The sequence below is a fragment of the Bacteroides sp. 4_1_36 genome (assembly GCF_003466325.1).
GTDB lineage: Bacteria > Bacteroidota > Bacteroidia > Bacteroidales > Bacteroidaceae > Bacteroides > Bacteroides uniformis.
Window position 1 is genome coordinate 103,515 of record NZ_QSOX01000010.1, and the last position, 25,455, is coordinate 128,969.

Annotated in this window: 24 protein-coding genes; 3 read left to right on the forward strand and 21 right to left on the reverse strand. The window is 48.9% G+C overall.

Annotated elements, in window-relative coordinates; genetic code table 11:
* Nucleotides 1–95: 95 nt before the first annotated feature.
* Nucleotides 96–1,421 carry a PhoH family protein gene (locus DXD65_RS11375; RefSeq protein ID WP_117887650.1) on the reverse strand — a complete coding sequence of 442 codons (1,326 nt, stop codon included), beginning with the start codon at nt 1,419–1,421 and terminating at the stop codon, nt 96–98.
* 168 nt (nt 1,422–1,589) lie between these two features.
* Here DXD65_RS11375 and DXD65_RS11380 point away from each other — a divergent pair, with 168 nt between their 5' ends.
* A complete protein-coding gene (locus DXD65_RS11380; RefSeq protein ID WP_117887651.1) occupies nt 1,590–2,843 on the forward strand; it encodes a bifunctional folylpolyglutamate synthase/dihydrofolate synthase in 1,254 nt (417 codons plus the stop codon).
* Here the strand turns inward: DXD65_RS11380 and DXD65_RS11385 are convergent.
* From DXD65_RS11385 to dnaN, 7 genes are all read right to left on the reverse strand, one after another.
* Entirely contained in the window at nt 2,811–3,185 is a 375-nt protein-coding gene (locus DXD65_RS11385; protein ID WP_035448830.1) for a RidA family protein, read from the reverse strand. The genes DXD65_RS11380 and DXD65_RS11385 overlap by 33 nt on opposite strands.
* 226 nt (nt 3,186–3,411) lie before the next feature.
* On the reverse strand, nt 3,412–5,115 hold the full coding sequence (locus DXD65_RS11390) for a serine protease (protein WP_117887652.1): 1,704 nt from the start codon (nt 5,113–5,115) through the stop codon (nt 3,412–3,414).
* A 3-nt stretch (nt 5,116–5,118) separates the two neighbouring features.
* Nucleotides 5,119–5,859: a 23S rRNA (guanosine(2251)-2'-O)-methyltransferase RlmB gene (gene rlmB, locus DXD65_RS11395; protein WP_005831382.1), complete on the reverse strand. Its 741-nt coding sequence runs from the start codon at nt 5,857–5,859 to the stop codon at nt 5,119–5,121.
* A gap of 28 nt (nt 5,860–5,887) precedes the next feature.
* Entirely contained in the window at nt 5,888–7,558 is a 1,671-nt protein-coding gene (gene recN / locus DXD65_RS11400; protein WP_117887653.1) for a DNA repair protein RecN, read from the reverse strand.
* Nucleotides 7,559–7,584: 26 nt separating this feature from the next.
* Complete coding sequence (gene coaBC, locus DXD65_RS11405; RefSeq protein ID WP_117713869.1) at nt 7,585–8,814, reverse strand: bifunctional phosphopantothenoylcysteine decarboxylase/phosphopantothenate--cysteine ligase CoaBC; 1,230 nt, start codon at nt 8,812–8,814, stop codon at nt 7,585–7,587.
* Nucleotides 8,815–9,585 (reverse strand): 3'-5' exonuclease, encoded by a 771-nt coding sequence (locus tag DXD65_RS11410; RefSeq protein WP_005831385.1) that lies wholly within the window; start codon nt 9,583–9,585, stop codon nt 8,815–8,817.
* Nucleotides 9,586–9,723: 138 nt separating this feature from the next.
* Nucleotides 9,724–10,848: a DNA polymerase III subunit beta gene (dnaN, locus tag DXD65_RS11415; protein ID WP_005831387.1), complete on the reverse strand. Its 1,125-nt coding sequence runs from the start codon at nt 10,846–10,848 to the stop codon at nt 9,724–9,726.
* A 187-nt stretch (nt 10,849–11,035) separates the two neighbouring features.
* On the opposite strand from dnaN, the gene DXD65_RS11420 reads away from it, so the two are divergent.
* Nucleotides 11,036–11,404, forward strand: coding sequence for a DUF3127 domain-containing protein (locus DXD65_RS11420; RefSeq protein ID WP_005831391.1), 369 nt, complete (start codon nt 11,036–11,038; stop codon nt 11,402–11,404).
* 167 nt (nt 11,405–11,571) lie between these two features.
* Here the strand turns inward: DXD65_RS11420 and DXD65_RS11425 are convergent, their stop codons facing one another.
* From DXD65_RS11425 to DXD65_RS11445, 5 genes are all read right to left on the reverse strand, one after another.
* Entirely contained in the window at nt 11,572–13,206 is a 1,635-nt protein-coding gene (locus DXD65_RS11425; protein WP_005831393.1) for a DUF3352 domain-containing protein, read from the reverse strand.
* Nucleotides 13,207–13,278: 72 nt separating this feature from the next.
* The gene (locus DXD65_RS11430) at nt 13,279–14,046 is read right to left on the reverse strand and encodes an MBL fold metallo-hydrolase (protein WP_005832365.1); all 768 of its coding nucleotides are present in this window, start codon (nt 14,044–14,046) and stop codon (nt 13,279–13,281) included.
* A 70-nt stretch (nt 14,047–14,116) separates the two neighbouring features.
* A complete protein-coding gene (murB, locus tag DXD65_RS11435; RefSeq protein WP_016274343.1) occupies nt 14,117–15,103 on the reverse strand; it encodes a UDP-N-acetylmuramate dehydrogenase in 987 nt (328 codons plus the stop codon).
* Nucleotides 15,104–15,120: 17 nt separating this feature from the next.
* Entirely contained in the window at nt 15,121–15,969 is an 849-nt protein-coding gene (locus DXD65_RS11440; protein ID WP_005831399.1) for a DUF4348 domain-containing protein, read from the reverse strand.
* Between the two features lie 20 nt (nt 15,970–15,989).
* Nucleotides 15,990–16,946 (reverse strand): NAD-dependent epimerase/dehydratase family protein, encoded by a 957-nt coding sequence (locus DXD65_RS11445; protein WP_005831407.1) that lies wholly within the window; start codon nt 16,944–16,946, stop codon nt 15,990–15,992.
* Nucleotides 16,947–17,099: 153 nt separating this feature from the next.
* On the opposite strand from DXD65_RS11445, the gene kbl reads away from it, so the two are divergent.
* A complete protein-coding gene (gene kbl / locus DXD65_RS11450; RefSeq protein WP_005831412.1) occupies nt 17,100–18,287 on the forward strand; it encodes a glycine C-acetyltransferase in 1,188 nt (395 codons plus the stop codon).
* 141 nt (nt 18,288–18,428) lie between these two features.
* On the opposite strand, the gene DXD65_RS11455 is transcribed toward kbl, so the two are convergent.
* From DXD65_RS11455 to hisH, 8 genes are all read right to left on the reverse strand, one after another.
* On the reverse strand, nt 18,429–18,911 hold the full coding sequence (locus tag DXD65_RS11455) for a ferritin (protein WP_005831414.1): 483 nt from the start codon (nt 18,909–18,911) through the stop codon (nt 18,429–18,431).
* Between the two features lie 142 nt (nt 18,912–19,053).
* Nucleotides 19,054–20,214, reverse strand: coding sequence for a diaminopimelate decarboxylase (lysA, locus tag DXD65_RS11460; protein WP_005831416.1), 1,161 nt, complete (start codon nt 20,212–20,214; stop codon nt 19,054–19,056).
* 153 nt (nt 20,215–20,367) lie between these two features.
* Nucleotides 20,368–21,687, reverse strand: a complete 1,320-nt coding sequence (locus tag DXD65_RS11465; protein WP_005831418.1) for an aspartate kinase — start codon at nt 21,685–21,687, stop codon at nt 20,368–20,370.
* Between the two features lie 123 nt (nt 21,688–21,810).
* Nucleotides 21,811–22,518, reverse strand: coding sequence for a cell division ATP-binding protein FtsE (locus DXD65_RS11470; protein ID WP_005831420.1), 708 nt, complete (start codon nt 22,516–22,518; stop codon nt 21,811–21,813).
* 23 nt (nt 22,519–22,541) lie between these two features.
* Nucleotides 22,542–23,147, reverse strand: a complete 606-nt coding sequence (gene hisIE, locus DXD65_RS11475; protein ID WP_005831422.1) for a bifunctional phosphoribosyl-AMP cyclohydrolase/phosphoribosyl-ATP diphosphatase HisIE — start codon at nt 23,145–23,147, stop codon at nt 22,542–22,544.
* Between the two features lie 121 nt (nt 23,148–23,268).
* Nucleotides 23,269–24,024 carry an imidazole glycerol phosphate synthase subunit HisF gene (hisF, locus tag DXD65_RS11480; RefSeq protein WP_005831425.1) on the reverse strand — a complete coding sequence of 252 codons (756 nt, stop codon included), beginning with the start codon at nt 24,022–24,024 and terminating at the stop codon, nt 23,269–23,271.
* A 49-nt stretch (nt 24,025–24,073) separates the two neighbouring features.
* Entirely contained in the window at nt 24,074–24,796 is a 723-nt protein-coding gene (gene hisA, locus DXD65_RS11485; RefSeq protein ID WP_005831427.1) for a 1-(5-phosphoribosyl)-5-[(5-phosphoribosylamino)methylideneamino]imidazole-4-carboxamide isomerase, read from the reverse strand.
* Between the two features lie 20 nt (nt 24,797–24,816).
* Nucleotides 24,817–25,407 (reverse strand): imidazole glycerol phosphate synthase subunit HisH, encoded by a 591-nt coding sequence (hisH, locus tag DXD65_RS11490; RefSeq protein ID WP_008664882.1) that lies wholly within the window; start codon nt 25,405–25,407, stop codon nt 24,817–24,819.
* Between the last annotated feature and the right edge of the window lie 48 nt (nt 25,408–25,455).

Below are 25,455 nucleotides of genomic sequence, written 5' to 3' on the forward strand. Positions count from 1 at the left end.
TATTTATCGTCTATAAAGAAACCATCCCACCTCCCCCGTTTTAACAGTCAGAAAGCGGGATAGAAATAGTTTTGCCCCGGAAAATGCGGTATCCGCTACATCAGATTACTTGCCAACTCGCTCAACTGGCTGCGCTCCCCTTTCACCAGATTGACATGGGCAAACAAATTCTGGTCTCTCATGCGGTCTATCATATAGACAAGCCCGTTGGACTGACTGTCCAGATAGGGTTGGTCTATCTGCTGAATATCACCGGTAAACACCATTTTTGTACCTTCGCCGGCACGGGTGATGATGGTCTTAATCTCATGTGGGGTCAGGTTCTGGGCTTCATCGATAATACAGTAGGTTTCGCTCAAGCTGCGCCCACGGATAAAGGCTAATGCCTCGATGACCAATTGTTCACTTTTTTGCATATCCTCCAAGCGTTTCACTTCAGAGGAATTGGCAGCGAACTGATGCTTGATTACATTCAAATTATCGAACAAAGGCTGCATGTAAGGAGCCACTTTCTCATTGGCATCACCAGGAAGGAATCCAAGGTCTTTATTGGATAAGGCCACGATGGGACGTGCCAGAAGAATCTGCTTGTAGTCGGTAAGTTTTCCCAATGCGGCGGCCAGTGCCAGCAGGGTCTTACCGGTTCCCGCCTTACCGGTCAGGGCAACCAGCTTGATATTCGGGTCGTTCAGCACCTCAAAAGCAAAGCTCTGCTCGGCATTACGCGGTTCAATGCCATAATTCCTTGTCTTGTTGACCCGACAAATCGAATGGGCAAAGGGATTATAACGTGCAAGCACACTGCTGCGGTCACTCTTCAGCACAAAACATTCGTTGGGACGAATGATGTCCTTAAAATCGAACTCGTTGATGTCCAGTCCTTCTTTGGAAGAATAAATGCGGTCTATCAGCGCAGGGTCAATACCCTCGAACACTTCATTCGACTTTTCGAATATATCCACATTGATTACCTTATCATTGATGTAGTCTTCGCACAGCAGACCGATGGAACGCGCCTTCATGCGCAGATTCACGTCTTTCGTGACAAGGATGGTTTTCATTTTAGGCTTTTTGGTGGAAAGCCAGTCCACTACCGACAGAATCTGATGGTCGGGGATGCGTTCGGGAAAGGAATCACGTACCCGGGGAGAGTCCACCATGCCTGCCACCACAAACAGACGGCCCAAGCCCTCTCCCAATGGCGCCCCTTTGGTGAACAGATTGTCATCGGTAATCAAATCTAGCTCACGGACAAACTCACGCGCATTGAAATTAATCTGCTCATTACCTTTCTTGAATTTGTCCAGTTCTTCAAGGACTACGATGGGAAGATAAATGTCATTCTCTTGAAAATTCTTCAAACAGTTATAATCGTGAAGAATCACATTCGTATCAATCACAAAATTTTTCTTAGCTCCCATACACGTTAGATTTAAATTGTTAATACCTTTGCATAAGCTTAAGATAAGCTACACTGCAAGCAATTTCAAGCAAGCTTGATTGCGTTCGGTCTGCATTATCTTTGTCGCTTTTAAAGATAACAAATTAATAGGGAGAAAGGATTGCTTCTCCGTTAAATATTATAAAAGATGGATTATCAGGACACTTTAACTTACTTATATAACAGTGTGCCCATGTTTCAGCAAGTGGGCGGCTCAGCATACAAGGAAGGATTGGAAAATACTCTGACCCTGGACGAACATTTCGAACATCCCCACCGCAGTTTCCGCAGCATTCATGTGGCCGGTACCAATGGAAAGGGTTCCTGCTCGCATACGCTTGCCGCCATACTGCAAGAGGCAGGATACAGGGTCGGGCTCTATACCTCGCCCCATCTGGTGGATTTCCGGGAGCGCATCCGGATTAACGGACAGCCTATACCCGAGGAATACGTCATCCGTTTTGTAGAGCAGGAACGTGGCTTCTTCGAACCCCTCCATCCCTCTTTCTTTGAGCTGACCACCGCCATGGCCTTCCGCTACTTTGCCGATGAAAAGGTGGATGTAGCCGTAATCGAGGTGGGACTAGGCGGACGCCTGGACTGTACCAATATCATCCGTCCGGATGTATGCATCATCACCAACATCAGTTTTGACCATACCCAATTCCTGGGGGACACCTTGGCAAAAATCGCAGGAGAGAAGGCAGGAATCATTAAAAGCGGTATCCCCGTTGTAATCGGCGAGACCACTCCCGAAACGAAACCGGTATTTCTGGAAAAAGCACAGACAACGGGTGCTCCCATCTACTTTGCCGAGGAGAATGACCGTGAAGACTATCCCGGAATAGAATACGAACTGAAAGGGCTCTACCAGCAGAAAAATGCCCGGACCATCCTCACCGCCCTCCCGCTACTGAAAGAAGCCGGCTACCGGCTGGACGAACAAGCAGTGCGCAGTGGCTTTGCCCGTGTGGTGGAACTGACAGGCTTGATGGGACGCTGGCAAAAACTGCAGGAGTCGCCCACCCTGATTTGTGACACCGGCCACAATGTGGGAGGCATCACCTACATTACAGAACAACTGAAACAGCAGGCTTACCGCCAGCTACACATCATCATAGGCATGGTGAATGACAAGGATATACGGGGGGTACTGGCCCTGCTGCCCCGGGAAGCGACCTACTACTTCACCAAAGCCAGCGTGAAGCGAGCATTGCCCGAAAGCGAACTACAGGAGCTTGCCGAAGCAGCAGGTCTGGAAGGACATTGCTATCCTGATGTACCTGCCGCCGTGCGGGCTGCACAAGAAAAAAGCCTCCCGGAAGATTTCATCTTCGTGGGAGGCAGCAGTTTCATTGTGGCCGACTTGTTAGCGAACCGCGATGCACTCAATCTCTACTAAGGCATCTTTGGGCAGCGCCTTCACTGCCACAGCCGAACGTGCCGGGAAAGCACCGTCAAAATAAGTGGCATATACCTTGTTCATATCAGCGAACAAGGACATGTCTGCCAGGAAAACGGTTGTCTTCACAATATTCGCCATGCTCAGACCTGCCTCTTCCAGGATATGCTTTATATTCTCCAAGGACTGGCGGGCTTGCGCTTCCGCACCTTCAGCCATCACTCCGGTAGCTGCGTCAATAGGCAACTGACCTGATACAAATACCATTCCGCCGGCTTCGATAGCCTGGCTATAAGGGCCTATGGCGCCCGGTGCCTTCTGGCTGCAAATCACTTTCTTCATGATTGTCAAAGTTTGTTTTTATTAATAATCGAGTCTATTTTCCTTTTTTGAAATAAAAAAATCCGAAGTATATGCAGTATTCCGGAAATCCACGCATTTTATAAATAAAACAACGTAATTTCACTCATAACCTGTTATACCTAGACTTAACTCATTTAACACGGGGGAGTTCCCCAAAACAGAGGCTCTGCTTGCGAAAGCAGAGCCTTTATTCTATCCCATCCCTTTACTTGCAATGCTTCTCAATCAAAGCATCCACATTGGGGTCACCCAATTCCTTTGCCTTGGCAAAGCTGGCACAAGCTTCCTTATCCTTCTTCATCTGCAGCTGGGCGATACCCATCAGACGATAGGCCTCGGCATAGTTAGGGTCTTTCTCCAAGGCAGTCTTCAGCACATTCAACGCCTCCTCGTAACGTCCCACGCGAAGATTCACCACTGCCAGTTCGGCACGGTAAGTCAAATCCTCCGGATTCAGTTCGATGGCTTTCGCCATATCGTCCAGCGCACGCTGGTACTGCTTGGCCTTCAAAGCGGCCTGCTCACGGTAATAGTAGAACATGTCGTTCACTTTACCGTTCACGGCATTGTAATAGGCGTCATAATCCAGCATGGCATTACGCGCCTGGTCTGCATTCATACGGGCTTGGGCACGCTCCAACAAATAAGGGGCGGCCTCCTCCGTATAGGGCTGGGTAAAGCGGGCCACACAACTGTCCATCAAAGCCAGTACCTCCTCGGCAGGCGCCTGCATCAATTCCTTGGTCTTGGCGGCACTGAAGAAGGTGGCCGGAGAGGCCAGAATGGTCTTATTCACTTTATCATAGCTGGTAAATGCCGACGGATAGTCCTGCTTGGCAAACTGGATGTCACCCTCCAACTGGACATAAACCGGAAGCTCGTCAATGGCTATCGCTTTCCGTACCTCGTCCAAAGCCTTGTCGAGCGACCAGTCCTTATAAACTTTCTCGGGCTTGCCCAATGCATAATTATAGATTATCTTGGCCCGGTTGTAATACACATCATCTTTCTTTGCGGCAACCTCCAAAGCCTTATCCATATCTGCGGCGACCTTATCCATGGAAGCATCTTCACGGGACATGAACAGATGCTGGGAAGCACGGCGCAGATAACCGTCGGCACTGGCAGGATATTGTGCAATGAAATCGTTCAGAGTCTCCATATACTTCTCCGGAGACAGTTGGGAAGAAGCCATGTAGAGGAACACCAAAGCCTGCTCTTCGGTATCGGGCAATGCCTTCTTAATACCGATGCCCTTCAATGACATATCTCCATAAGACAATGCGGAGATATTCTGCGACATGGCGAAATTGGCATCAATGGCATAGCAGATGGTAGCCGTGTCTTGTCCGGAGGACTTCTGCGCAAGGCCGAAGACCTGCCCGTCCACAGTCATCAGCGGACAACTCACCATCTTGTCCTTCAAACGCATATCAAGTGTATAATAGGAATAGTTACCGGAAATCTTATCAGCTTCCTTTACTTTCCCGGCAGTGAAGGAACGGTCCTTCTGGGTGGAATAAGGCAGCAGATATACATCCGCACCGACGGCCGGAGCCACAGCAGCCAAAGTGAGTGCCGTGACTTTCTTTCCGGGGATGCCGACACGGAACTTGACAACATCGTACATGTCATCAGCTCCCATAATGGCCTCCACCGGCATCTGTGCCCCGTCCGAGCTCATCACAACGGCGCGCCGGGCACCTTTGAACAAGGTGTAGTCAGAAAGCGCAACGCCATCTTCAGTGACAAAAAAGCCGTTTCCAGTATTCAGTATCTTATCGTCCTGGTCGTAGGTCACCACCGAAAAAACGGCACGTTTGGCTTTGTCTACCCACTTCGGGGCTTGTGCCACACTCCACTGAGCCAATAAACAGAGAGTGAGCATCAACAGCAATTTCTTTTTCATATCTTAGTTGGTTCTTTGTTTTACCGCTTCATAAATCAAAATGCCGGCTGCAACGGAAACATTGAGGGACTCGATGGTTCCCAACATGGGAATCTTCACCCACTCGTCACACAACGCCAGGTTGTCATAGGACACCCCCTTGTCTTCGGCACCCATAATGATGCACATCGGACCGGTATAGTCGGCTTTGGTATAGTCGTAATCGCCTTTCTCCGTGGCTGCCACGATATGGAAACCACTATTCTTGAGGAATTGCAGGGTCTCTTTCAGGCTGTGTTCGCGGCAAACGGGCAAAGTGTGCAAGGCTCCTGCCGAGGTTTTCATGGCATCTGCGTTGACAGATACACTGTTCCGTGCAGGGATAATCACGGCATCTACCGCCGCACACTCGCAAGTACGGGCAATGGCACCGAAATTGCGGACATCCGTGATGCCGTCGAGCATCACAAACAGAGGATTCTTGCCCTGCTCGAAAAGGAAAGGTACCAAGTCCTCCGTCTTCTGGTAAGTGACTGAAGAGATGAAGGCAATCACTCCCTGGTGATTCTTCCGCGTCACGCGGTTGATGCGTTCCACCGGAACGCGCTGTACCGGTATCAAAGTCCCTTTCAAGACAGCGAACAGCTCTTTTGACAAATCACTCTGAATGTCCTTCTTTACCAATATCTTGTCTATCTCTTTTCCTGCCTGAATGGCTTCTATCACGGCACGAACGCCGAAAATCATTTCACTGTTATCAACCATATATGGGTATTTACTATTTGACGATTTACTATTTACTATTTGATACTTCCAGCAATGCTCTGGCATTGTTCAGTGCGGCTTCGGTCAGCTTAGCACCACTCAGCATATGGGCTATTTCTTCCACACGTTCATCGTCGGTCAGACGACGGATGTGACTGTTTGTTTCCGTCTCGTTGTCCTGCTTGTACACCTTATAATGGGCGCGTCCGCGGGCAGCAATCTGGGGCAGATGGGTGATACTGATTACCTGGCGGTCCTGCTCGCCCATCTCCTGCATGATATCCGCCATGCGGTCGGCTATCTCGCCGGAGACTCCGGTATCTATTTCGTCGAATACAATGGTAGGAAGCTTGACGGCACCGGCTATCATTGCCTTGATGGAGAGCATGACGCGGGCTATTTCACCACCCGAAGCTACGGAGGAGACGCTTTGCAATGCCCCGTTCTTATTCGCGGAAAACAAGAAGTTCACAGTATCCGCCCCGTGTATGCCCGGCTCTTTGCGGGCACCTATCTCTACCTGGAAACGGACATTGGGCATGCCCAACGGAACCAGCCGCGCAGCCATCTGCTTCTCCACTTCACGGGCAACGGCAGTACGCGCCTTGGTGAGGACGGCAGCCTGCTTTTTCACCTTATTATATAAAGCGTCGCAACGCGCTTTCAGTTCCTCGATGTGCTCGTCGGACGAAGTGATGGCGGAGAGTTTGGCGGCGTATTCATCCGTCAGCGCCAGAAGTTCACCGACAGTGGAAACGCGGTGCTTCTGTTGGAGCGTATAAATCAAGTTCAGACGTTCGTTCACTTCATCCAGACGTTCGGGGTCGAACTCTATTTCATCCTCCTTACCCGACACTTCCTGCGAAATATCCTTCAGCTCGATATAAGTGCTTTCCATGCGTTCGGCAAGTTCCCCGGCAACCGGATAAACCCTCTGCAGGCCAAGCATCGTGTTCAGGCATTCCTTCAGCCCGGACAACAAGCCTCCTTCGTCCGAGTAGAGCGTCTGCCCTACCCGATAGAGTCCGGCCTTTATCTCTTCCGCATGGCTCAGCGTATCTGCCTCTTGCTCCAGCTCCTCCTGCTCACCGGCAGACAAGTGTGCCTCTTCCAACTGTTCCAGTTGGAAACGGATATAGTCTTCGTCCGACTTATCCTGATTGGCACGGGCAACAAGGGCCTCCAAATCCTGCTGTGCCTGCTTCCATGCTCCGAAGATATGCTGGTAAGCAGACAAGGCCTCTTCGTTATGCGACAAGATGTCCAGTACATTCAACTGAAATCCCTCCTTGTTCAGCAAGAGGTTTTGATGCTGGGAATGTACGTCAATCAGCTGTTCTCCCAACTCCTTCATCTGAGCCAATGAAGCAGGCGTGTCATTGATGAATGCCCGGCTCTTGCCCGAAGCGGACACCTCGCGGCGCAGGATGCATTCTTCCTCGTACTCCAACTCATTCTCCTCAAAGAAAGGCTGCATACCGTAAGCGGAAATATCAAAACGGGCCTCGATAATGCACTTCGAAGCTCCTACACGAATGGCTTTCACGTCGGCACGCTGTCCCAGCAGCAGACCGATGGCACCCAGAATAATGGATTTTCCAGCACCGGTCTCACCCGTTATCACCGAGAAACCGCTGCTGAAGCTGATATCGAGCTTTTCAATAAGCGCATAATTCTGTATGTAAAGCGAACGCAACATAAGGATATTGACAATTTGACGATTTACTATTTACTATTTAAATCTTTCACCAGACGGTCTACGATGTCGGCAGCCACTTCGGCTTTGGACTTCAAGGGGTAGTCCGTCTTTCCCTGGTGGTCTATGATACTGATTTTATTGGTATCGCAACGAAAACCGGCTCCCTTGTCGTTCAGGGAGTTCAGCACGATGAAGTCCAGATTCTTGCGGTTGAGCTTGTCTTCCGCATTCATCTGCTCGTTATGAGTCTCAAGGGCAAAGCCTACGAGGAGGCGCCGTTGATGCTCTGTATCGTTCTTCAGATTGCCTAAGAAAGCGGCTATGTCGCGGGTAGGTTTCAAGTTCAAACTCATCTCCCCGGTCTTTTCGCGCTTGATTTTCTCATCCGCCACTTGTTCGGGGGTGTAGTCTGCCACGGCAGCCGTCAAGATGGCGGCATCGGCATGGACAAAGGCGGCGGATGCAGCCTCGAACATCTCCTGCGCCGACTCTACCGCATGGTACTGGTGCATCGGGAAGTAAGTGCCTTGCTGCACCGGACCGGTAATCAGTATCACCTTGGCCCCTCTGGCGGTACATTCATCTGCCAGGGCAAGTCCCATCTTGCCGGAAGAATAGTTGCCGATGAAGCGCACCGGGTCTATCTTCTCATAAGTAGGTCCTGCGGTTATCATCACTGTCTTGCCCACCAGGTCGCCCTCTTTGGCAGCAAAGTACATTTCCAGGTGGCGGATGATATTCTCCGGCTCCTCCATACGGCCTTTCCCCACCAGATGGCTGGCGAGTTCTCCCGTAGCAGGTTCTATGATGTGGTTTCCATAAGAGCGGAGTGTATCCAGATTCTTTTGGGTGGAAGGATGGGCATACATGTCCAGGTCCATGGCAGGCGCCACAAACACCGGAGCTTTGGCGGAAAGATAGGTGGTAATCAGCATATTGTCTGCCACGCCATTCGCCATCTTGCCGATGGTGGAAGCCGTAGCCGGGGCTATCAGCATGGCATCTGCCCACAGACCGAGGTCCACATGGCTGTTCCAGGTACCATCGCGTTGGGCAAAGAACTCACTGATAACCGGTTTGCTGGTCAGGGCAGAGAGCGTGATAGGGGTAATAAATTCTTTTCCGGCAGGCGTAATGACCACCTGCACCTCTGCACCACGCTTAATCAGTCCGCGAATAATATAGCATGCTTTATAGGCGGCAATGCTGCCCGTAATGCCCAATACTATTTTCTTCCCTTTCAGTATATTTGCCATTTATTTCTGAGTCATTTCACGCAGACGTATCTTGGTCAGCGTGGCTTTGGTATTCAGGGTAAAATCACTGTTCAGAATCCAGCTGTAATAGCCGGGATCGCGCTTCAGGACATCGGATACCGACATGCCCTTGTACTTGCCGAAGTTGAATACTTCCACACCTTTGTCATCGTAGACCATACGACCGGCAAAGTCCACATTCTTGTTGAAGCTGGAATAGTCGGCAAGGAAAGCCACGTCATTCTGCAACTCCGGATAGCGGTCCAACTGCGACATCAGCACCTCGTAGGTGGCACGTGTATCAGCCTCTGCCGTATGGGCGTCTTCCAAATTCTTGCCGCAATAGAATTTATAGGCGGCAGACAGCGTGCGTTGCTCCATCTTGTGGAAAATGACCTGCACGTCCACAAACTTGCGACGGCTCATGTCAATGTCCACACCGGCACGAAGGAACTCTTCCGCCAGGACGGGGATATCAAAACGGTTGGAGTTGAAGCCCGCCAAGTCGCATCCTTCAATGTCATTGGCAATGTTGCGCGCCACTTCCTTGAATGTGGGGCAGTCGGCTATATCGGCATCGTAGATGCCATGAACGGCAGATGCTTCGGCAGGAATGGGCATTTCGGGGTTGATACGCATGGTTTTGGACTCCTCATTCCCGTTGGGATATACCTTGAGGTAACAGATTTCGACAATTCGGTCTGAGTTGATATTGGTACCCGTAGTCTCCAAATCAAAAAAGACTATCGGATTTTTCAGATTCAATTTCATTGTTTTTTCGTTTTATAAGCTCTGGCTATGAGCTATAAATTATAAGTTTAACTTACAAGCCACGAGCTACAAGTACCGTGCGGCATAATTGCGCAGCCACTTGTAGCTCGTAGCTCATAATCCGATTGCTAATATTCATCAGTCATTCAGCATCATCGGCATCAGCAGCATCAGCAAGTCTTCGTTCTCTTCCTGCTCTACCGGAATAATGACACCTGCACGTGAAGGATCTGCCAGTTCGATAACGATTTCATCGGCAGAAATGTTATTCAGAATGTCAATCAGGAAAGTGGACTTGAAACCGATGCTCATCGGATTGCCCGCATATTGGCAAACCAGTGTTTCTTCGGCCGATGTAGAGAAGTCGATGTCCTGTGCGGAGATGACAATCAGATTCTCCTGCATACGGAGCTTGATAAGGCTGCTTGCCTGCGAAGAGAAGATAGACACGCGGCGCAAAGCACCGAGCAGTTGCAGACGGTCTACCGTCACTTTATAAGGGTTGTTCTGCGGAATCACAGAGTTGTAGTTGGGATAGCGTCCTTCGATAAGACGGCACACCATGCGGTAGCTTTCCAATGTGAACACAGCGTTGCGTTCGTCGAACTCGATAGTCACCATACCTTGTTCCTTCGGTAGCAGGTTCTTCATCAGGGAAGCCGGCTTCTTGGGCAGGATAAAGGCAGCACGCTCGTTGCCCTTGGCGGCCAGTGTCTTGCAGCGCACCAGTTTATGACCGTCCGATGCCACCATCGTGATATCCTCCGTTGTGATATCGAAATAGATACCGTTCATCACAGGACGAAGTTCGTCATCAGCTGTGGCAAACACGGCACGGTTGATGCCACCCAGCAACACTTGTGCATCCATTTCCACACGTACGGCATTGTCACCCAACATGGCGGACTGCGGGAACTCGTCTGCATTCTGCCCCATCAGACTGTATTTACCGTTCTGATACTGTACCGTGATTTCAAGGGAATCCGTATTGATTTCAAAAGTCAACGGTTGTTCGGGAATTTCCTTCAAAGCGTCCAAAAGGGTTTTGGCTGTGACGGCAAAACGGCCGTCCATATCACTTTCATTCACTTCGACTGTAGTGACCATCGTCGTTTCACTGTCGGAAACAGTTGCAGACAAGGTTCCGTCTTGCAGTTCAAAGAGGAAACAATCCAAAATAGGCAACGCATTCTTCGAATTAATCACACGGCTGATAGCCTGCAAATGACTGGAGAGCGCAGTACTCGAAACGATAAATTTCATATCTTCTGTATATTTAAGTTTTTTATTTTGCTAACGTCTTAGAAACCGTTTTTATCTTTTTCAAACTGACGGACAAAGTTAAAAAAAGAATTCCCTACGACAAAGAAATAGCAAGAAAAAACAGCCGAATATTCGTCTCATATTCCTAAAAAATTGTAACTTCGCCGCATCATTTAAAAAGAAAACAATGGAATTTACAGGAAAAATCATCGCTATACTCCAGCCCAGAGGCGGAGTTTCCAAGTCAGGTAACGAATGGAAATCACAAGAATATGTGATTGAAGACCATGGCCAATATCCGCGCAAAATGTGTTTTGACGTATTTGGAGCGGACAAAATCGAACAGTTCAATATTCAGATGGGCGAAGAGCTGACAGTATCTTTTGATGTAGACGCACGCCAATGGCAGGACCGTTGGTTCAACAGTATTCGCGCATGGAAGGTAGAACGCGTAAGCACTGCCGCACCCGCTCCGGGCGCTCCCGTTCCACCGCCGGCTCCCACTGCCGCACCGGAATTCCTCGCAGGGGATGCAAAGGATGACCTGCCGTTCTAAGAATATGTTATAATTCACCACAGATTGCACAGATTAACACAGTTTATTCTAGAATTTTGATAATCAAGAATTTTTAGCTGTTTTAATCTGTGCAATCTGTGGTGAGTGTGTATTTTGACTTTCCTCGTGCTTATTTTCCCTCAGCACTCTACAGAATGACCGATTAATCACCCTTTATAAAGCAATACGATATTCGGATAAACCACCCCTTCTGTACAAGTGAACTGTACTGCAAGCATGAAATGACGGAAGAAGTTGGATTGACGGAAGAAGAAGTTCGGTATCAGACGCACATACGTTTCAGGCTGGCTCAGCATCATCTCCATATCCACCATCATCACAAAATTATATATGGGTGAAAGACTGCCTATACCCTCTTCGTACACCGGTGTTCCGTCTAACACATCTCCACTCTCCACCGCCTCAATATAGGCCGAAAGGCTCAGTGCATCGGGAGCCAGCAACAGACTACCCCGATAGAAACAGGCAAAGGTATAAAGGGCAGACTCCGTGATGCCCGTCAGCTGAGTGAGCAGCGTGTTACGGGGCAACACATATTTAGGGAACTTCCTTGCTTTGGGATACAACGAATTATTTGAAACCACCTTCGGCATAAGCGGAGCATCCTCTTCCTTGGGGGTACTGTAAAGCAGAGACTGCAAGCGGCGTTCCGCTGCCAGTTCATCCTTGAGAGGGATACACATCACGGCGCAAGGCAGCTTGTCCAACGTGTCTTTAGACTGGAACAAGCAAGACATCACGCTCTCGCCCGCATGCTCATTCAAGTAAGCAATCCACTCCTCGTCGCGCTGCTTGATATAGTCTGAATAGGTGGCCTTGGCATACTCCTGACTGGCAGTAAAGCCAAACCAGGAATTTCTGTCAGACATTGCCCAGCGATCGTAAAAGAAAGTGGAAGACGGAAGCAGAGCCCCGGAAAATCCGTCCTCTACCGGCTGCTGCACCCGCAAGGCATTGATAAACGTCTGTGTGGAATCCGACCCATGGCTGATGCCGGAGCAATAAATGGCATCTTCATTGAACTTCATGTCAAACTCCGCCCAACTGCCCAGCTGCGTCTGCGAACGGATACCGTCCGTAGGCTTCCCCATATCCACTCCTTTCATACGCACATAGACCGTGGCAGCCACGTTACTCTGCTTGCCCGCGTACATAGTGCGGAAAGAAGGGAGGTTCATCAGGGACTTTTTGCTGCGCCGCGCATCAATCACATGTTCTATCAAACGCTTCTGGAAACTTACAACCAGAAAATCGGGAGTGAAGTAGGCAGCCAGGAAACGACCGTCTGCCATGGGATAGATACGTATCTCCTCTCCCTTGTAATCGAAATACTTGGAAGGAAACGAACTGGAGCAGTACTTCTCCACAAAAGATTCCACCAACTCATAATCACCCGAACCCAAACTGCAATACAATACTTGGTTCATCGGTGTATCCGGCTCGTGAAAGCTAATCAGCATCTTGTTCATCTGTTTACTCAGTCCATGCGGAGTATCCTCCACCAAAGTATACAAATACTTCTTCAAGTAAACAAAAAGCTCCGATACGTATAGAAAATGATTGTCTTTGCTGCAATTCAGTTCATTGATATCCTCCACGAGGTCTGCCATACGGTCGGTTTCGAGTATGGCTGTGGCATCTTGCGGCACCAAAGTATAAAGATTGAAATCCTGCCGGTTCTCCACCGAATTCAACCGCAGGAAAGAATACACACCAAAACCGGTACATAGCAGCACTATGGACACAACGACAGCTATCTGTATGAGGAGTCGGAGTTTCATGGCATTTATTCATCAACTTTTGGCAAAAATAGCATTTTCTACTAATAAAACAAAACAAATGTTTCAAAAAGTTTAGAAATCTATTTCAAGTCCATCGTAGGCAAAGTGTACATGGGGTGGCAGCTGCTTTTCGATATCGGCATGAAGCCCTGCATGATGGCTCATATGGATGAAATAGGTCTCTTTGGCACCAATACGTCCGGCAGCCTCCAACGCCTCCGAAATACTCTGGTGCGTAGGATGCGGCTTTGGCCGTAAAGCATTCATTACCAAAACATCCAAGCCCTTCAATTGTTCATAAGATTCCTCAGGCATCATGTGCATATCCGTGATATATCCCAGCCGGCCGCCAATGCGGTAGCCCAGGATGGGAAGCCTGCCGTGCATCACCCGTAAAGGCAGCACTTCCGTCCGGTTGATGTGGAACACCTGCCCCGCCTCCACTTCCTGCAGATAGATACGCGGAACTCCCGGATATACCTTATCGACAAAGCAGTAAGGCATCCTTGCCCGCAGATGGGCAGCAGTGTAGGCATCGGAATAGATAGGAATATCGGCAAAACGACCGAACGGGCGCAAATCATCCAGACCGCCCACATGGTCATAGTGTTCGTGTGTCACCAGTACGCCGTCTATCTTCTCAAAAGAAGAAGCACGCAGCATCTGTTCCCTGAAGTCAGGACCACAATCTATCAATATCACCGCATCATCCGTATGCAGCAGGGATGACGCACGCAAGCGGTTGTCCCGCGGGTCAGTAGAAGTGCAGACCGGACAAGTACAGCCTATCTCAGGCACACCGGTCGAAGTTCCGCTTCCTAATATTCTGAGTTTTCCCATTGACTAAATCAAATAAATTTCTAAAATCAGGTTATATACAACGATGTTTGGGTGCGTCAAAACTCTCTTACTATTTTATCAAACAAACTTCCGGGTGAATGTCAATGCCGAATTTCTCGCGGACAGAAGCCCGCACGGCATCCGAAAGAGCGACAATATCCGCTCCCGTGGCACCACCCGAGTTCACCAGTACCAACGCCTGCCGGCCGTGCACCGCAGCAGGCCCCAGCGCCTTGCCTTTCCAGCCACACCGGTCTATCATCCAGGCAGCCGGTATCTTTACCCGACCGGCATCCACATCATAGTGGGGCATGTCCGGATATTCCCGTTGCAAAGACTCGAACTGCCGACGCGGCACGATGGGGTTCATAAAAAAACTACCCGCATTGCCCAGCACCTTCGGGTCGGGCAACTTGCTTTGACGGATGTCTATAATCACGCGGCGCAAAATTTCCAGATTCAGCACCGGATATTTCTCCAGCTCCTGCCGGATAGTACCGTAATCCAATGTATAATGTTCCCGTTTACCCAGGCAGAAGTTCACGTAAGTCACAAACACGGTCTTCATCTCCGGTTGCTTAAACAAGCTCTTTCTGTAGGAGTAGCCGCATTCGTCCACCCCGTAGATACGCTTCTCCCTTGCCATGTTTATGGTTTCCACGGATGTTATCAGGTCCTTTACTTCCACACCATAGGCACCGATATTCTGTACTGCGCTCGCCCCCACCTCACCCGGTATCAGCGAAAGGTTCTCGGCACCATACCAATGCCGCTCCACACAGTAGGCCACAAAATCGTCCCATACCACACCGGCGCCCACACGCACCGACACGTGCTCCTCATCCTCTGACGTCACCTCCAGGCCACCGATACGTGAATGCAGCACCGTGCCTTCATAATCCTTAATAAAGAGCAGGTTGCTCCCTCCACCGATATGCAGCCAGGGCGCAACGACCTGTCCTGCTGCAATCAGCTCCCGCAGTTCATCCTCCGAACCGTATTCCAGAAATCTTGCAGCAGTAACGTCAATTCCAAATGTATTGGGTATCTTCCTCAAACCTTTCCTCCTTTATTTTAAATGCTCGTGTCTTCATATTTGTACAGCTCCCATCCCTTACTGCGTTTGCGGAAATAGAAGATATTGGAGTATCCGTTGCCTATGCCATTTACCTTCAGTATTTTGGTATCCGACAAGTCCTCATTCTTCTGTCCGTAATTGATATTAGACAATCTGTCGGTAGGCATTACCGGACGAAAGGCATACCACTGGTCCACATCCAAAGTAGTTTCCAGAATAGAAAACTCGTCATCAGGGTCTATGGTGATGAATTGTAGCGGATGCCTGATATGCTTGCTCTGATAGACACTGTCCGTCACAAAACGGGTATAGAATTCCACGAAGTCCTCATTTTCACCTTTCTCCATCTCGCGCAGGTTAATGGCCTCGAGCATCCACATTCCCCGCTTCCGCTCAAAATAATAACGCTTCACCATACGCGTTTTCAAGAAAATCCACTCCACTTGCACCGATGTCAGCGTAGTATCGCCCACCATGTCCATATCCTCTTCCTTATCAAAAAGCAAGGTGTAATAGTTCTGCTTGGTAAACAGATAATCATGCTTCCAAAACTCTTCCTCTATCTTTGACGGCGTGTCACGATTGTAATAGGGCAAAGGAAATACCGTCCTCTGCCTTTGCAGGGCATCATCCGAAGCATAATTGAAGATAAAATCATCAAACAGCTCGTCTGCCTCCATCGGCTTCGGTTCTTCCTTCACTTCTGCTTCCAGCAGCGTATCGGCCTTGTGACCGGCCGAATCCACCATTTCCGTAATGGTAGCAAAGGGATCCATTTTCGCCTTTTTGTTTCCGCACGAAATCAAAAAGGTGAACAACAAAAATCCCAATAAAAGTTTTTTCATTCTTTACGGACCGCTTACGGTCACTTGTTTAATTTAGCTCTTAATTTCTCAAGCATGTCTACGGTCATGGACTCCAGGTCGTACTGCGGCATCCAGTCCCATTCCTCGCGTGCACAAGAGTCATCCAGAGAGTCGGGCCAGCTGTCGGCAATGGCCTGCTTCAGCGGATCAATCTCGTATGCCATCTCAAAATCAGGCATATGCTTCTTAATTTCCTGATAAATCTGTTCCGGGTCAAAACTCATGGAGGCGATGTTGAAAGCGTTGCGGTGCTTCAGCCTTGCCGGTGCCGCTTCCATCAGCGAGATGGCCGCGTTCAGTGCGTCGGGCATATACATCATATCCATATACGTGCCGGCCTTCACCGGACATACGAATTTTTCTCCCTTCACGGCAGAGTAGAAAATATCCACCGCATAGTCCGTAGTGCCGCCACCCGGAGGGGTCACGTTCGAAATGATTCCCGGAAAACGTACCGAGCGTGTATCCACACCATATTTTGTATAGTAATAGTCACTCAACAATTCAGTCGTCACTTTTGTCACCCCATACATGGTACGCGGACGCTGGATAGTGTCCTGCGGTGTCTTCACATGAGGCGTAGCTTCGCCGAACGAACCGATGGAACTCGGAGTAAACACGGCACAATTGTACTCACGTGCCACTTCCAGTACATTCCACAACCCGTCGATACCGATTTTCCAAGCCATGGCCGGACGGCTTTCGGCAACTACCGAGAGCAAGGCAGCCAGGTTGTAGATAGTATCAATCTTGAACTGACGTGCCACCACCTCGATGGACTGACGGTCTGTCACGTCGGCAATGGCCGAAGGGCCGGATGCTTTCAATTCTCCCTTGGGCATAGCACTCGGAATGTATCCTGCCACAACATGGTCATCGCCATAACGTTTGCGCAACTCCAGCGTGAGTTCCGACCCAATCTGTCCGGTAGCTCCAATTACCAAAATATTCTTCATACGAGTTATTTATAAGGTTTCGTTATTATATATGGTGCAAATATACATACTTTTTTTTCATATTTCTGCCATATTGATATTGTTTATTCCAAGAAAAATGATGTTCTTTGTGGGAAATGTAATGACAACGTATTACCTAAAAAATAAAATGCTATGTACGGTAAAATGAAAGACCATCTCAGCAAGACACTTGCTGAAATAAAAGAAGCCGGACTCTACAAGGAAGAGCGACTGATTGAGAGTGCACAACAAGCTGCCATCAGCGTAAAAGGCAAAGAGGTGCTGAACTTCTGTGCCAACAATTACCTGGGACTGTCCAACCACCCGCGGCTGATTGCCGCCGCCCAGCAGATTATGGAACGCCGCGGATACGGCATGTCGTCCGTACGCTTCATCTGCGGAACACAGGACATCCACAAGGAGCTGGAAGCAGCCATCTCCGACTACTTCAAGACTGAAGACACCATTCTCTACGCCGCTTGTTTCGACGCCAATGGCGGTGTGTTCGAGCCCCTCTTCACCGAGGAAGACGCCATCATCTCGGACTCCCTGAACCATGCTTCCATCATTGACGGCGTACGCCTCTGCAAAGCCAAACGCTATCGCTACGCCAATGCCGACATGGCCGACCTGGAAAGATGCCTGCAGGAAGCCCAGGCACAGCGTTTCCGTATCGTGGTTACAGACGGGGTATTTTCCATGGACGGCAACGTTGCCCCGATGGACCGGATTTGCGACCTTGCCGAGAAATACGACGCGCTGGTCATGGTGGACGAATCACACTCCGCCGGCGTGGTAGGCCCTACGGGACACGGCGTAAGCGAACAATACGGCACCTACGGACGCGTGGACATCTATACCGGAACCTTGGGCAAAGCCTTTGGCGGCGCTTTGGGAGGATTCACTACCGGACGCAAGGAAATCATCGACCTGCTGCGCCAACGCAGCCGTCCGTACCTCTTCTCCAACTCATTGGCTCCGGGCATCATCGGCGCCAGCCTCGAGGTATTCAAGATGCTCAAAGAGAGCAATGCCCTGCATGACAAACTGCTGGAAAACGTGAACTACTTCCGCGACAAGATGACCGCCGCCGGTTTCGACATCAAGCCGACACAAAGCGCCATCTGCGCCGTCATGCTGTATGATGCCAAACTCTCCCAGATTTATGCCACCCGCATGCAGGAAGAAGGCATCTACGTCACCGGCTTCTACTACCCCGTAGTGCCCAAAGACCAGGCACGCATCCGCGTACAAATCTCTGCCGGACACGAAAAGGAGCATCTGGACAAATGTATCGCTGCATTTATTAAGGTGGGGAAAGAGCTGGGAGTGCTGAAATGAGTGATGAGTTATAAGTTATTTGCTTGTGCTTTCCCTTGCGGATATAAGCCCTTCATCAACAAATAACTCACAACTTATAACTCATAACTAAAAAAAATCCCGCGACTAAAATTAGCCGCGGGATTTTTTTTAGTTTCTCTCTTATCTACGTTCTCCCAGTTTTGAGTCAACGAAGAAGATTCCGGCATCACCGGCTTTCTTTATCATATCTACAATGCCGTCGGCAGTAGCTTCTTCTTCTACCTGCTCGCGCACGAATCCCCAAAGGAAGTCTTGTGTAGCCTTATCTTTTTCGGCAGAGGCAACATCTACCAATTCATCAATCATTTTGGAAACACGGCGTTCGTGCTGGGCTACCTGCTCGAACACTTCCAGTGGAGTACCGAAGTCATTGGGAACAACATCAATCTTGTCCAGTTTGGCCTTACCGCCACGCTTGATGATATAAGAAGCCATTTCACAAGCATGAGCTTTTTCTTCAGAAGCCTGCTTCTTCAACCAGGAAGCCATGCCGTTATAACCTTCTTTCTCCATATAGAAAGACATTGCCAGATAAAGGTTGGAAGACCACATCTCAGCCGTAATCTGCTCATTAATTGCATTCTGTAATTTTTCTGTAATCATAATCGTATTTATTTAAATTGAAATCATTACAAAAGTAACAAGAAACCTTAAAAGTTGTTCACGCAATAACATTTTTTATATAAAAACAGAAGCCTTGGTATAATAAATGCTTCGCCATTCATGCAACGCATCTCCAGCCTCTCTATACCAGCTCGTCCGACGTATATCCTTGAGGCAGCTCACGGCAGTTATAGCCCGAAGCCATAATTTCGCCATAAGCCCCTGCCGAACGGAGGGCGATAAGGTCGCCACGCTTCACCCCATTCAAATCAATAGCCTTACCGAATACATCAGAAGACTCGCAGATGGGCCCTACGACATCATAAGCCTGAACCGGCGCATCCGAAGTGATATTCTCTATCTTATGGAACGCTTGGTAGAGTGCCGGACGAATCAAATCCGTCATGCCGGCATCCAGAATGGCAAACTGCTTGTTGGTGCCCTGCTTCACATAAAGCACCTGCGAAATCAATGAACCGCATTGTCCCACTACCGCACGTCCCAGCTCGAAGTGGAGCGTCTGGTGGGGACGGAGTTTCAGATGGCTGTTGTAAGTCTCGAAGTAGCTTTTGAAGTCGGGTATCGGCTGACGGTTGGGGTGACCGTAGTCAATGCCGAGTCCGCCCCCCACATTGACGTGCTCGATGCGGATATGGCGAGCTTCCAGCTTATCCTGCAATTCGTTGACGCGGTTACACAAAGCCACGAAATCGCCCATATCCAATATTTGGGAACCGATGTGGAAATGCAGTCCGATGAATCTCAGGTTCTTCATATTCTGCGCAATGTCTATCACATGGTCCATATCCTGCATGCTGATACCAAACTTGTTTTCGGCCAGCCCAGTGGTAATATTGGCATGGGTATGGGCACCTACATTGGGATTGATACGGAAAGCCACATTGGCCACCTTACCTTTAGCGGCAGCCAGCTCGTTGATAATCTCCAGCTCGGGGACAGACTCCACATTAAAGCAGAAAATGTCATAATCCAGCCCCAGATTGATTTCCCAATCAGCCTTGCCCACCCCTGCAAAAACAATCTTGCCAGTGGGAAAACCTGCCTTGATGGCTGCACGGATTTCACCGCCACTTACACAGTCGGCACCCAAGCCGTTCTCGCGGATAATGGCAAGCACCTTGGGATTGGCATTGGCCTTCACAGCATAATGCACCGAATAGTTGCCATATCGGGCAGCTTCCGTACGGATGCACGAAAGTGTGTCGCGCAAGACCTTTGTGTCGTAGTAATAGAAGGGAGTACGCAATTCGCGGAATTTATGGATAGGGAATGTTCCTTTCATATAATAATCGTAATCTTTGTTTAGTTTAAAAAAAGGAAGATGAAAGAGGTGTCTACAAATAATTTTTCAGACGCAGATGACGCAGATTACACAAATAGGAAGCAAAAAGAATCTGCGTCATCTGTGTAATCTGCGTCTGAAAAATATCAAGAGTTATTCCTCATTGAACAGCGCATCACTGAGTGACTGCAACGCTGCCTTCTTGTCGCACTCGCGGATGAGGAAAGAAATATTATAGTTGCTACCACCGAAAGAAATCATACGTACCGGTATGTCGCGCATGGCATCCAATGCCTTGGCTTCGAAACCGACGTTTTCCCATTCGAGGTCGCCCACCACGCAGATGATGCACATGTCCTTGTCCACCGTCACTGTGCCATACTTCTTCAAGTCATCCAGAATTTCATTGAGATGCTTCACATTATCGATAGATACGGACACACCCACTTCTGAAGTACAAATCATATCGATGGAAGTTTGGTAGCTCTCGAATATCTCGAAAACCTTACGCAAGAATCCGTGAGCAAGCAACATGCGGCTGGATTTTATCTTGATGGCCGTAATGTTGTCCTTGGCAGCCACCGCCTTAATCTTACCCTTCTCCGTATCATTGGAAATCAGCGTACCCGGAGCAGTGGGGTCCATCGTATTGAGCAGACGGACGGGGATATTGGCATACTTGGCAGGCTGGATGCAGGTAGGGTGCAGAATCTTGGCACCGAAGTATGCCAGCTCGGCGGCCTCTTCGAAATGCAGATGACGCACCGGCGCAGTCTTGTCCACAATACGGGGGTCGTTGTTGTGCATGCCGTCGATATCCGTCCAAATCTGGATTTCGGAAGCGTTGATGGCAGCACCAATCAGCGAAGCCGTATAGTCGCTTCCGCCACGCTGCAGATTGTCTATCTCGCCGTAGGCGTTGCGGCAGATGTACCCCTGAGTGATATAAATCTCAGCATCCGGATGCAGTTCCAGCTGAACCTGGAGCTTGTCCTTGATATAGACCGGATCGGGCTCGGCATTCTTGTCCGTACGCATGTATTCTAAAGCCGGAAGCAACACAGACTTCACGCCGCATTCCTGCAGATAGTAGTTCATCATGGCGGTGGAAATCAACTCGCCCTGAGCCAACACCACTTTCTCCTCAAACAGAGTGAAGAGGTCTTTGGTATAAGAACGGATATAGTCAAAATGTGATTTGATGAGTTCCAGGCCTTTCTGTTTATACTCCGGAGTAGCAAAGAGTTCATCAATGTGCTGGCGATATTTACTTTCCAGCTTGTTGATAATCTCGTTGGCACCTTCCGGATTCTTCTTGTACAGATAGTCCGAAATCTCAACCAATGTGTTTGTGGTACCCGACATGGCAGAGAGAACCACAATCTTACGTTCACCATCGGTAATCAATTTGGCCACTTCCTTCATTCGCTGAGCCGAACCTACTGAAGTACCTCCAAACTTTAAAACTTTCATTTTCGTTCCTGTATTAATTAGTTTATAGTTACAAGCTACGAGCTACAAGTAGGCAGCTGCGGAGCTTTATCGTTAATTTCTGTTCTTTATAAGAATCAGTAGTTAGAGATAACTACTTAACTACTAATCATTGGTTATTGCAGGGGCGTATTCTGCTGTAACATCAGTCATCAGATGGTCTGCGCACCGGTACACCTTGCCGGGAAACTCTCGCAGCAGCTGCAGGTTGTGCGTGGTCATCACCACCAGTGCGCCGGCTTCACTGATGCCGTGCAGAAGTTCTGCAATGGCATGTCCGGTTTCCGAATCCAGGTTTCCGGTAGGCTCATCCGCAAGGATTATCTCCGGAGAGTTGAGCACTGCACGCGCAATCACAATGCGCTGTTGCTCACCACCCGACAGTTCATTAGGCAGCTTATATCCTTTGTTGCTCATCCCCACCAGGTTCAACACCTCTTCTATTTTGTCCTTAATCTCCCCTTTGCTCTTCCAACCGGTAGCACGGAGAACAAATTCAAGGTTATCGTACACCGTACGGTCTGTCAGCAACTGGAAGTCCTGGAATACGATTCCCAGCTTACGGCGCAACTGCGGGATGTGCTTACGCTTAATATGGAGCATGTCATACCCCAATACTTCAGCCTCGCCCGATGCAATATCCAGTTCGCCATAGAAAGTCTTGAGCAGGCTCGTCTTGCCGGAGCCCACTTTACCTACCAGGTACACGAACTCCCCTTTGTGAAGTTCCAAATTCACATCGTTCAGTACGCACAACTCCTGCTGGTGTATCTCTACGTCCGTATATCTTATCAGCGCCTCGCCCACCCCCATTTTAATTATTAATTTTTAATTACTTAATGTTTCTTCCACGTCGCACTGTGACGTTCCTCCAATTCACGCGCAAGGTCTTCAATGCGGTATCCTTTGGATGTGAGCAGCACGATGAGGTGATACAACAAATCAGCTCCTTCATAAATCAGGCGTTCGTCCGTACCGTTGCAAGCCTCAATGACGGTTTCCACAGCCTCTTCGCCTACCTTCTGTGCCATTTTGTTGATACCGGACTGGAAAAGACTGGTCGTATAGGAACCTTCGGGCATTTCATCATAACGCTTACAGATGAAATCCTGAAGAAGCTTTAGAAACATAACCGGCTGTTCGTTCTTCTCACCCCAGCAAGTATCTGTACCGGTATGGCAAACCGGGCCTACGGGATGTACCTGCACCAGTAACGTATCCCGGTCACAGTCTTCCTTTATGGAAACCACATTCAGGAAGTTGCCACTCTCCTCGCCTTTCGTCCAAAGACGGTTCTTGGTACGGCTGAAGAAAGTCACCTTTCCAGTTTCCACCGTCTTGTCATAAGCCTCCTTGTTCATGAAGCCAAGCATCAGCACCTTAGCGGTATCTGCATCTTGTATAATCGCCGGAACGAGTCCGTTCATCTTGTCAAAATCCATTCTATTTACGATTTAGCTATTTACTATTTACGATTGATATTACTTTAAGTGACTGGAGACTTATGATTTGCTTGAGTAATCCCAATCGTAAATCGTAAATCGTCCAATCGTAAACTCACCTTCATCTTCTCATCGCAATTCCTTGGGCACAAAGATACGATTTTAATTCGGGAATTTTGATTTCTCCGAAATGAAAAACACTGGCTGCCAGGGCAGCATCTGCTTTTCCCTGCAAAAAGACGTCACGAAAATGTTCTTTGGCACCTGCCCCTCCCGATGCAATGATGGGGATGGACAATCCGTCGGCAAGGCTGGAAAGCGCTTCATTGGCATAACCGGTCTTGACACCGTCGTGATTCATGCTGGTGAACAATATCTCGCCCGCACCACGTTCCTGGGCTTCTTTTGTCCACGCAAACAGTTCCTTATCCGTTTCCACACGACCACCGTTCAAGTAGCATCGCCATCCCTTCTCTGTCTGTTTGGCATCAACTGCCAGTACACAAACCTGAGAACCGAAGTTCTTCGCAATCTCGTCTATCAATCCGGGACGGCGGATAGCTGAGGAATTGATGGAGATTTTATCGGCACCTGCATTCAGTAGCCTATCCACGTCACCCAGTTCATGAATGCCTCCACCTACAGTAAAAGGAATGCTGATATTCGCAGCTATGCGTTTCACCAATTCAGTGAAAGTCTTACGGCCTTCAAAACTGGCTGTGATGTCGAGAAAAACCAGTTCGTCGGCACCCTGCTCACTATAAGCACGCGCCAGTTCTACCGGGTCGCCGGCCTGGCGGAGGTTCACGAAATTGGTACCTTTCACTGTCTGCCCATCTTTAATGTCGAGGCAAGAAATGATTCTTTTTGCTAACACGGCGGTTTGAGTTATAAGTTATGAGTTATAAGTGATTAATTTTCACCTTTCAACTAACAAAATTTTCCAGTTCTTTGAAGGTGATGCGGCCTTCGTACAGAGCCTTACCGAAAATAACGGCAGGTATGCCGACAACTTCCAAATGGCGTATATCATCGGCACAGCTTACGCCTCCACTTGCTATCAGATAGAGTTCAGGATGGTGCTCCAGTATCTCCTTATACAACGCTATCGATGGTCCTTGCAGCATTCCGTCACAACTGATATCAGTACAGATAACCTTACGGACCCCCTTCTCTACATAGTCTTTCAAGAACGGAAACAGTTCGCAGCCACTCTCATCCTTCCAACCATTGACGGCTATTTTATGCTCTTTCACATCAGCGCCAAGAATAATTTTCTCGGAACCATACATTTGAAGCCATTTGCAGAACAATTCGGGATTCTTCACAGCAATGCTGCCACCGGTCACCATCTGCGCACCGTTCTCAAAAGCTATCACCAAATCTTCATCACTCTTCACCCCACCTCCAAAATCAATAATAAGAGACGTACGCACAGCTATCTGTTCCAACGTACGGTAGTTTACCACATGATGGGAAGCCGCACCGTCCAAATCGACCACATGAAGTCTGCGGATACCATGAGCCTCCAGCTCCAGGGCCACTTCCACGGGATTTTCGTTGTACACCTTCTTGCTGTCATAATCGCCTTGGGAAAGGCGTACACATTTTCCGTCAATAATGTCAATAGCGGGAATCAGTTCTATCATTTTATTTACGATTTGACGATTTACAGTTCCAGGAAATTCCGCAAAATACGCTCTCCCACACTTCCACTCTTTTCCGGATGGAACTGTGTGGCGTAGTAATTGCCTTTATGCAAAGCGGCACTGAACGGATGAATGTAATCCGTCACGGCTGCCGTACAATCATTGACTGGCACATAGAAACTATGTACGAAATAAACAAACTCTTCTTTAGTAAAGCCTTTAAAAAGTCCGCTATTCGTCCGGGCAATGGTATTCCATCCCATATGAGGTACTTTATCCTCGTGCCTCTGCGAAATGAAACGTTTCACATCAGTATCAAAAATACCCAGGCAATCCACATCCCCCTCTTCAGAGTGGCGGCACATCAACTGCATGCCCAGGCAAATGCCCAATACCGGCTGGCGTAACTCCTTTATCAGCCTATCCATACCACCGGCACGCAAAAAGTCCATAGTGGTTTCCGCCTCTCCCACACCGGGAAAGATAACCTTATCGGCAGCACGTAGCACAGCCTCATCCGCCGTAATCACTGCCTCTACTCCCAGACGCTTCAAAGCATAATCCACCGAACGGATATTGCCTGCATTATATTTGACAACTGCAACTTTCATTTTTTTAATTGAGAATTGACCATTGAAAGGTAATAATTGAAAGGTAAT

Excerpts from the sequence above, each read along its gene's own strand:
- DXD65_RS11375 (WP_117887650.1), bottom strand. The coding sequence starts at position 1,421 with ATGGGAGCTAAGAAAAATTTTGTGATTGATACGAATGTGATTCTTCAC.
- DXD65_RS11380 (WP_117887651.1), top strand. The coding sequence starts at position 1,590 with ATGGATTATCAGGACACTTTAACTTACTTATATAACAGTGTGCCCATG.
- DXD65_RS11385 (WP_035448830.1), bottom strand. The coding sequence starts at position 3,185 with ATGAAGAAAGTGATTTGCAGCCAGAAGGCACCGGGCGCCATAGGCCCT.
- DXD65_RS11390 (WP_117887652.1), bottom strand. The coding sequence starts at position 5,115 with ATGAAAAAGAAATTGCTGTTGATGCTCACTCTCTGTTTATTGGCTCAG.
- rlmB (WP_005831382.1), bottom strand. The coding sequence starts at position 5,859 with ATGGTTGATAACAGTGAAATGATTTTCGGCGTTCGTGCCGTGATAGAA.
- recN (WP_117887653.1), bottom strand. The coding sequence starts at position 7,558 with ATGTTGCGTTCGCTTTACATACAGAATTATGCGCTTATTGAAAAGCTC.
- coaBC (WP_117713869.1), bottom strand. The coding sequence starts at position 8,814 with ATGGCAAATATACTGAAAGGGAAGAAAATAGTATTGGGCATTACGGGC.
- DXD65_RS11410 (WP_005831385.1), bottom strand. The coding sequence starts at position 9,585 with ATGAAATTGAATCTGAAAAATCCGATAGTCTTTTTTGATTTGGAGACT.
- dnaN (WP_005831387.1), bottom strand. The coding sequence starts at position 10,848 with ATGAAATTTATCGTTTCGAGTACTGCGCTCTCCAGTCATTTGCAGGCT.
- DXD65_RS11420 (WP_005831391.1), top strand. The coding sequence starts at position 11,036 with ATGGAATTTACAGGAAAAATCATCGCTATACTCCAGCCCAGAGGCGGA.
- DXD65_RS11425 (WP_005831393.1), bottom strand. The coding sequence starts at position 13,206 with ATGAAACTCCGACTCCTCATACAGATAGCTGTCGTTGTGTCCATAGTG.
- DXD65_RS11430 (WP_005832365.1), bottom strand. The coding sequence starts at position 14,046 with ATGGGAAAACTCAGAATATTAGGAAGCGGAACTTCGACCGGTGTGCCT.
- DXD65_RS11440 (WP_005831399.1), bottom strand. The coding sequence starts at position 15,969 with ATGAAAAAACTTTTATTGGGATTTTTGTTGTTCACCTTTTTGATTTCG.
- DXD65_RS11445 (WP_005831407.1), bottom strand. The coding sequence starts at position 16,946 with ATGAAGAATATTTTGGTAATTGGAGCTACCGGACAGATTGGGTCGGAA.
- kbl (WP_005831412.1), top strand. The coding sequence starts at position 17,100 with ATGTACGGTAAAATGAAAGACCATCTCAGCAAGACACTTGCTGAAATA.
- DXD65_RS11455 (WP_005831414.1), bottom strand. The coding sequence starts at position 18,911 with ATGATTACAGAAAAATTACAGAATGCAATTAATGAGCAGATTACGGCT.
- lysA (WP_005831416.1), bottom strand. The coding sequence starts at position 20,214 with ATGAAAGGAACATTCCCTATCCATAAATTCCGCGAATTGCGTACTCCC.
- DXD65_RS11465 (WP_005831418.1), bottom strand. The coding sequence starts at position 21,687 with ATGAAAGTTTTAAAGTTTGGAGGTACTTCAGTAGGTTCGGCTCAGCGA.
- DXD65_RS11470 (WP_005831420.1), bottom strand. The coding sequence starts at position 22,518 with ATGGGGGTGGGCGAGGCGCTGATAAGATATACGGACGTAGAGATACAC.
- hisIE (WP_005831422.1), bottom strand. The coding sequence starts at position 23,147 with ATGGATTTTGACAAGATGAACGGACTCGTTCCGGCGATTATACAAGAT.
- hisA (WP_005831427.1), bottom strand. The coding sequence starts at position 24,796 with ATGATAGAACTGATTCCCGCTATTGACATTATTGACGGAAAATGTGTA.
- hisH (WP_008664882.1), bottom strand. The coding sequence starts at position 25,407 with ATGAAAGTTGCAGTTGTCAAATATAATGCAGGCAATATCCGTTCGGTG.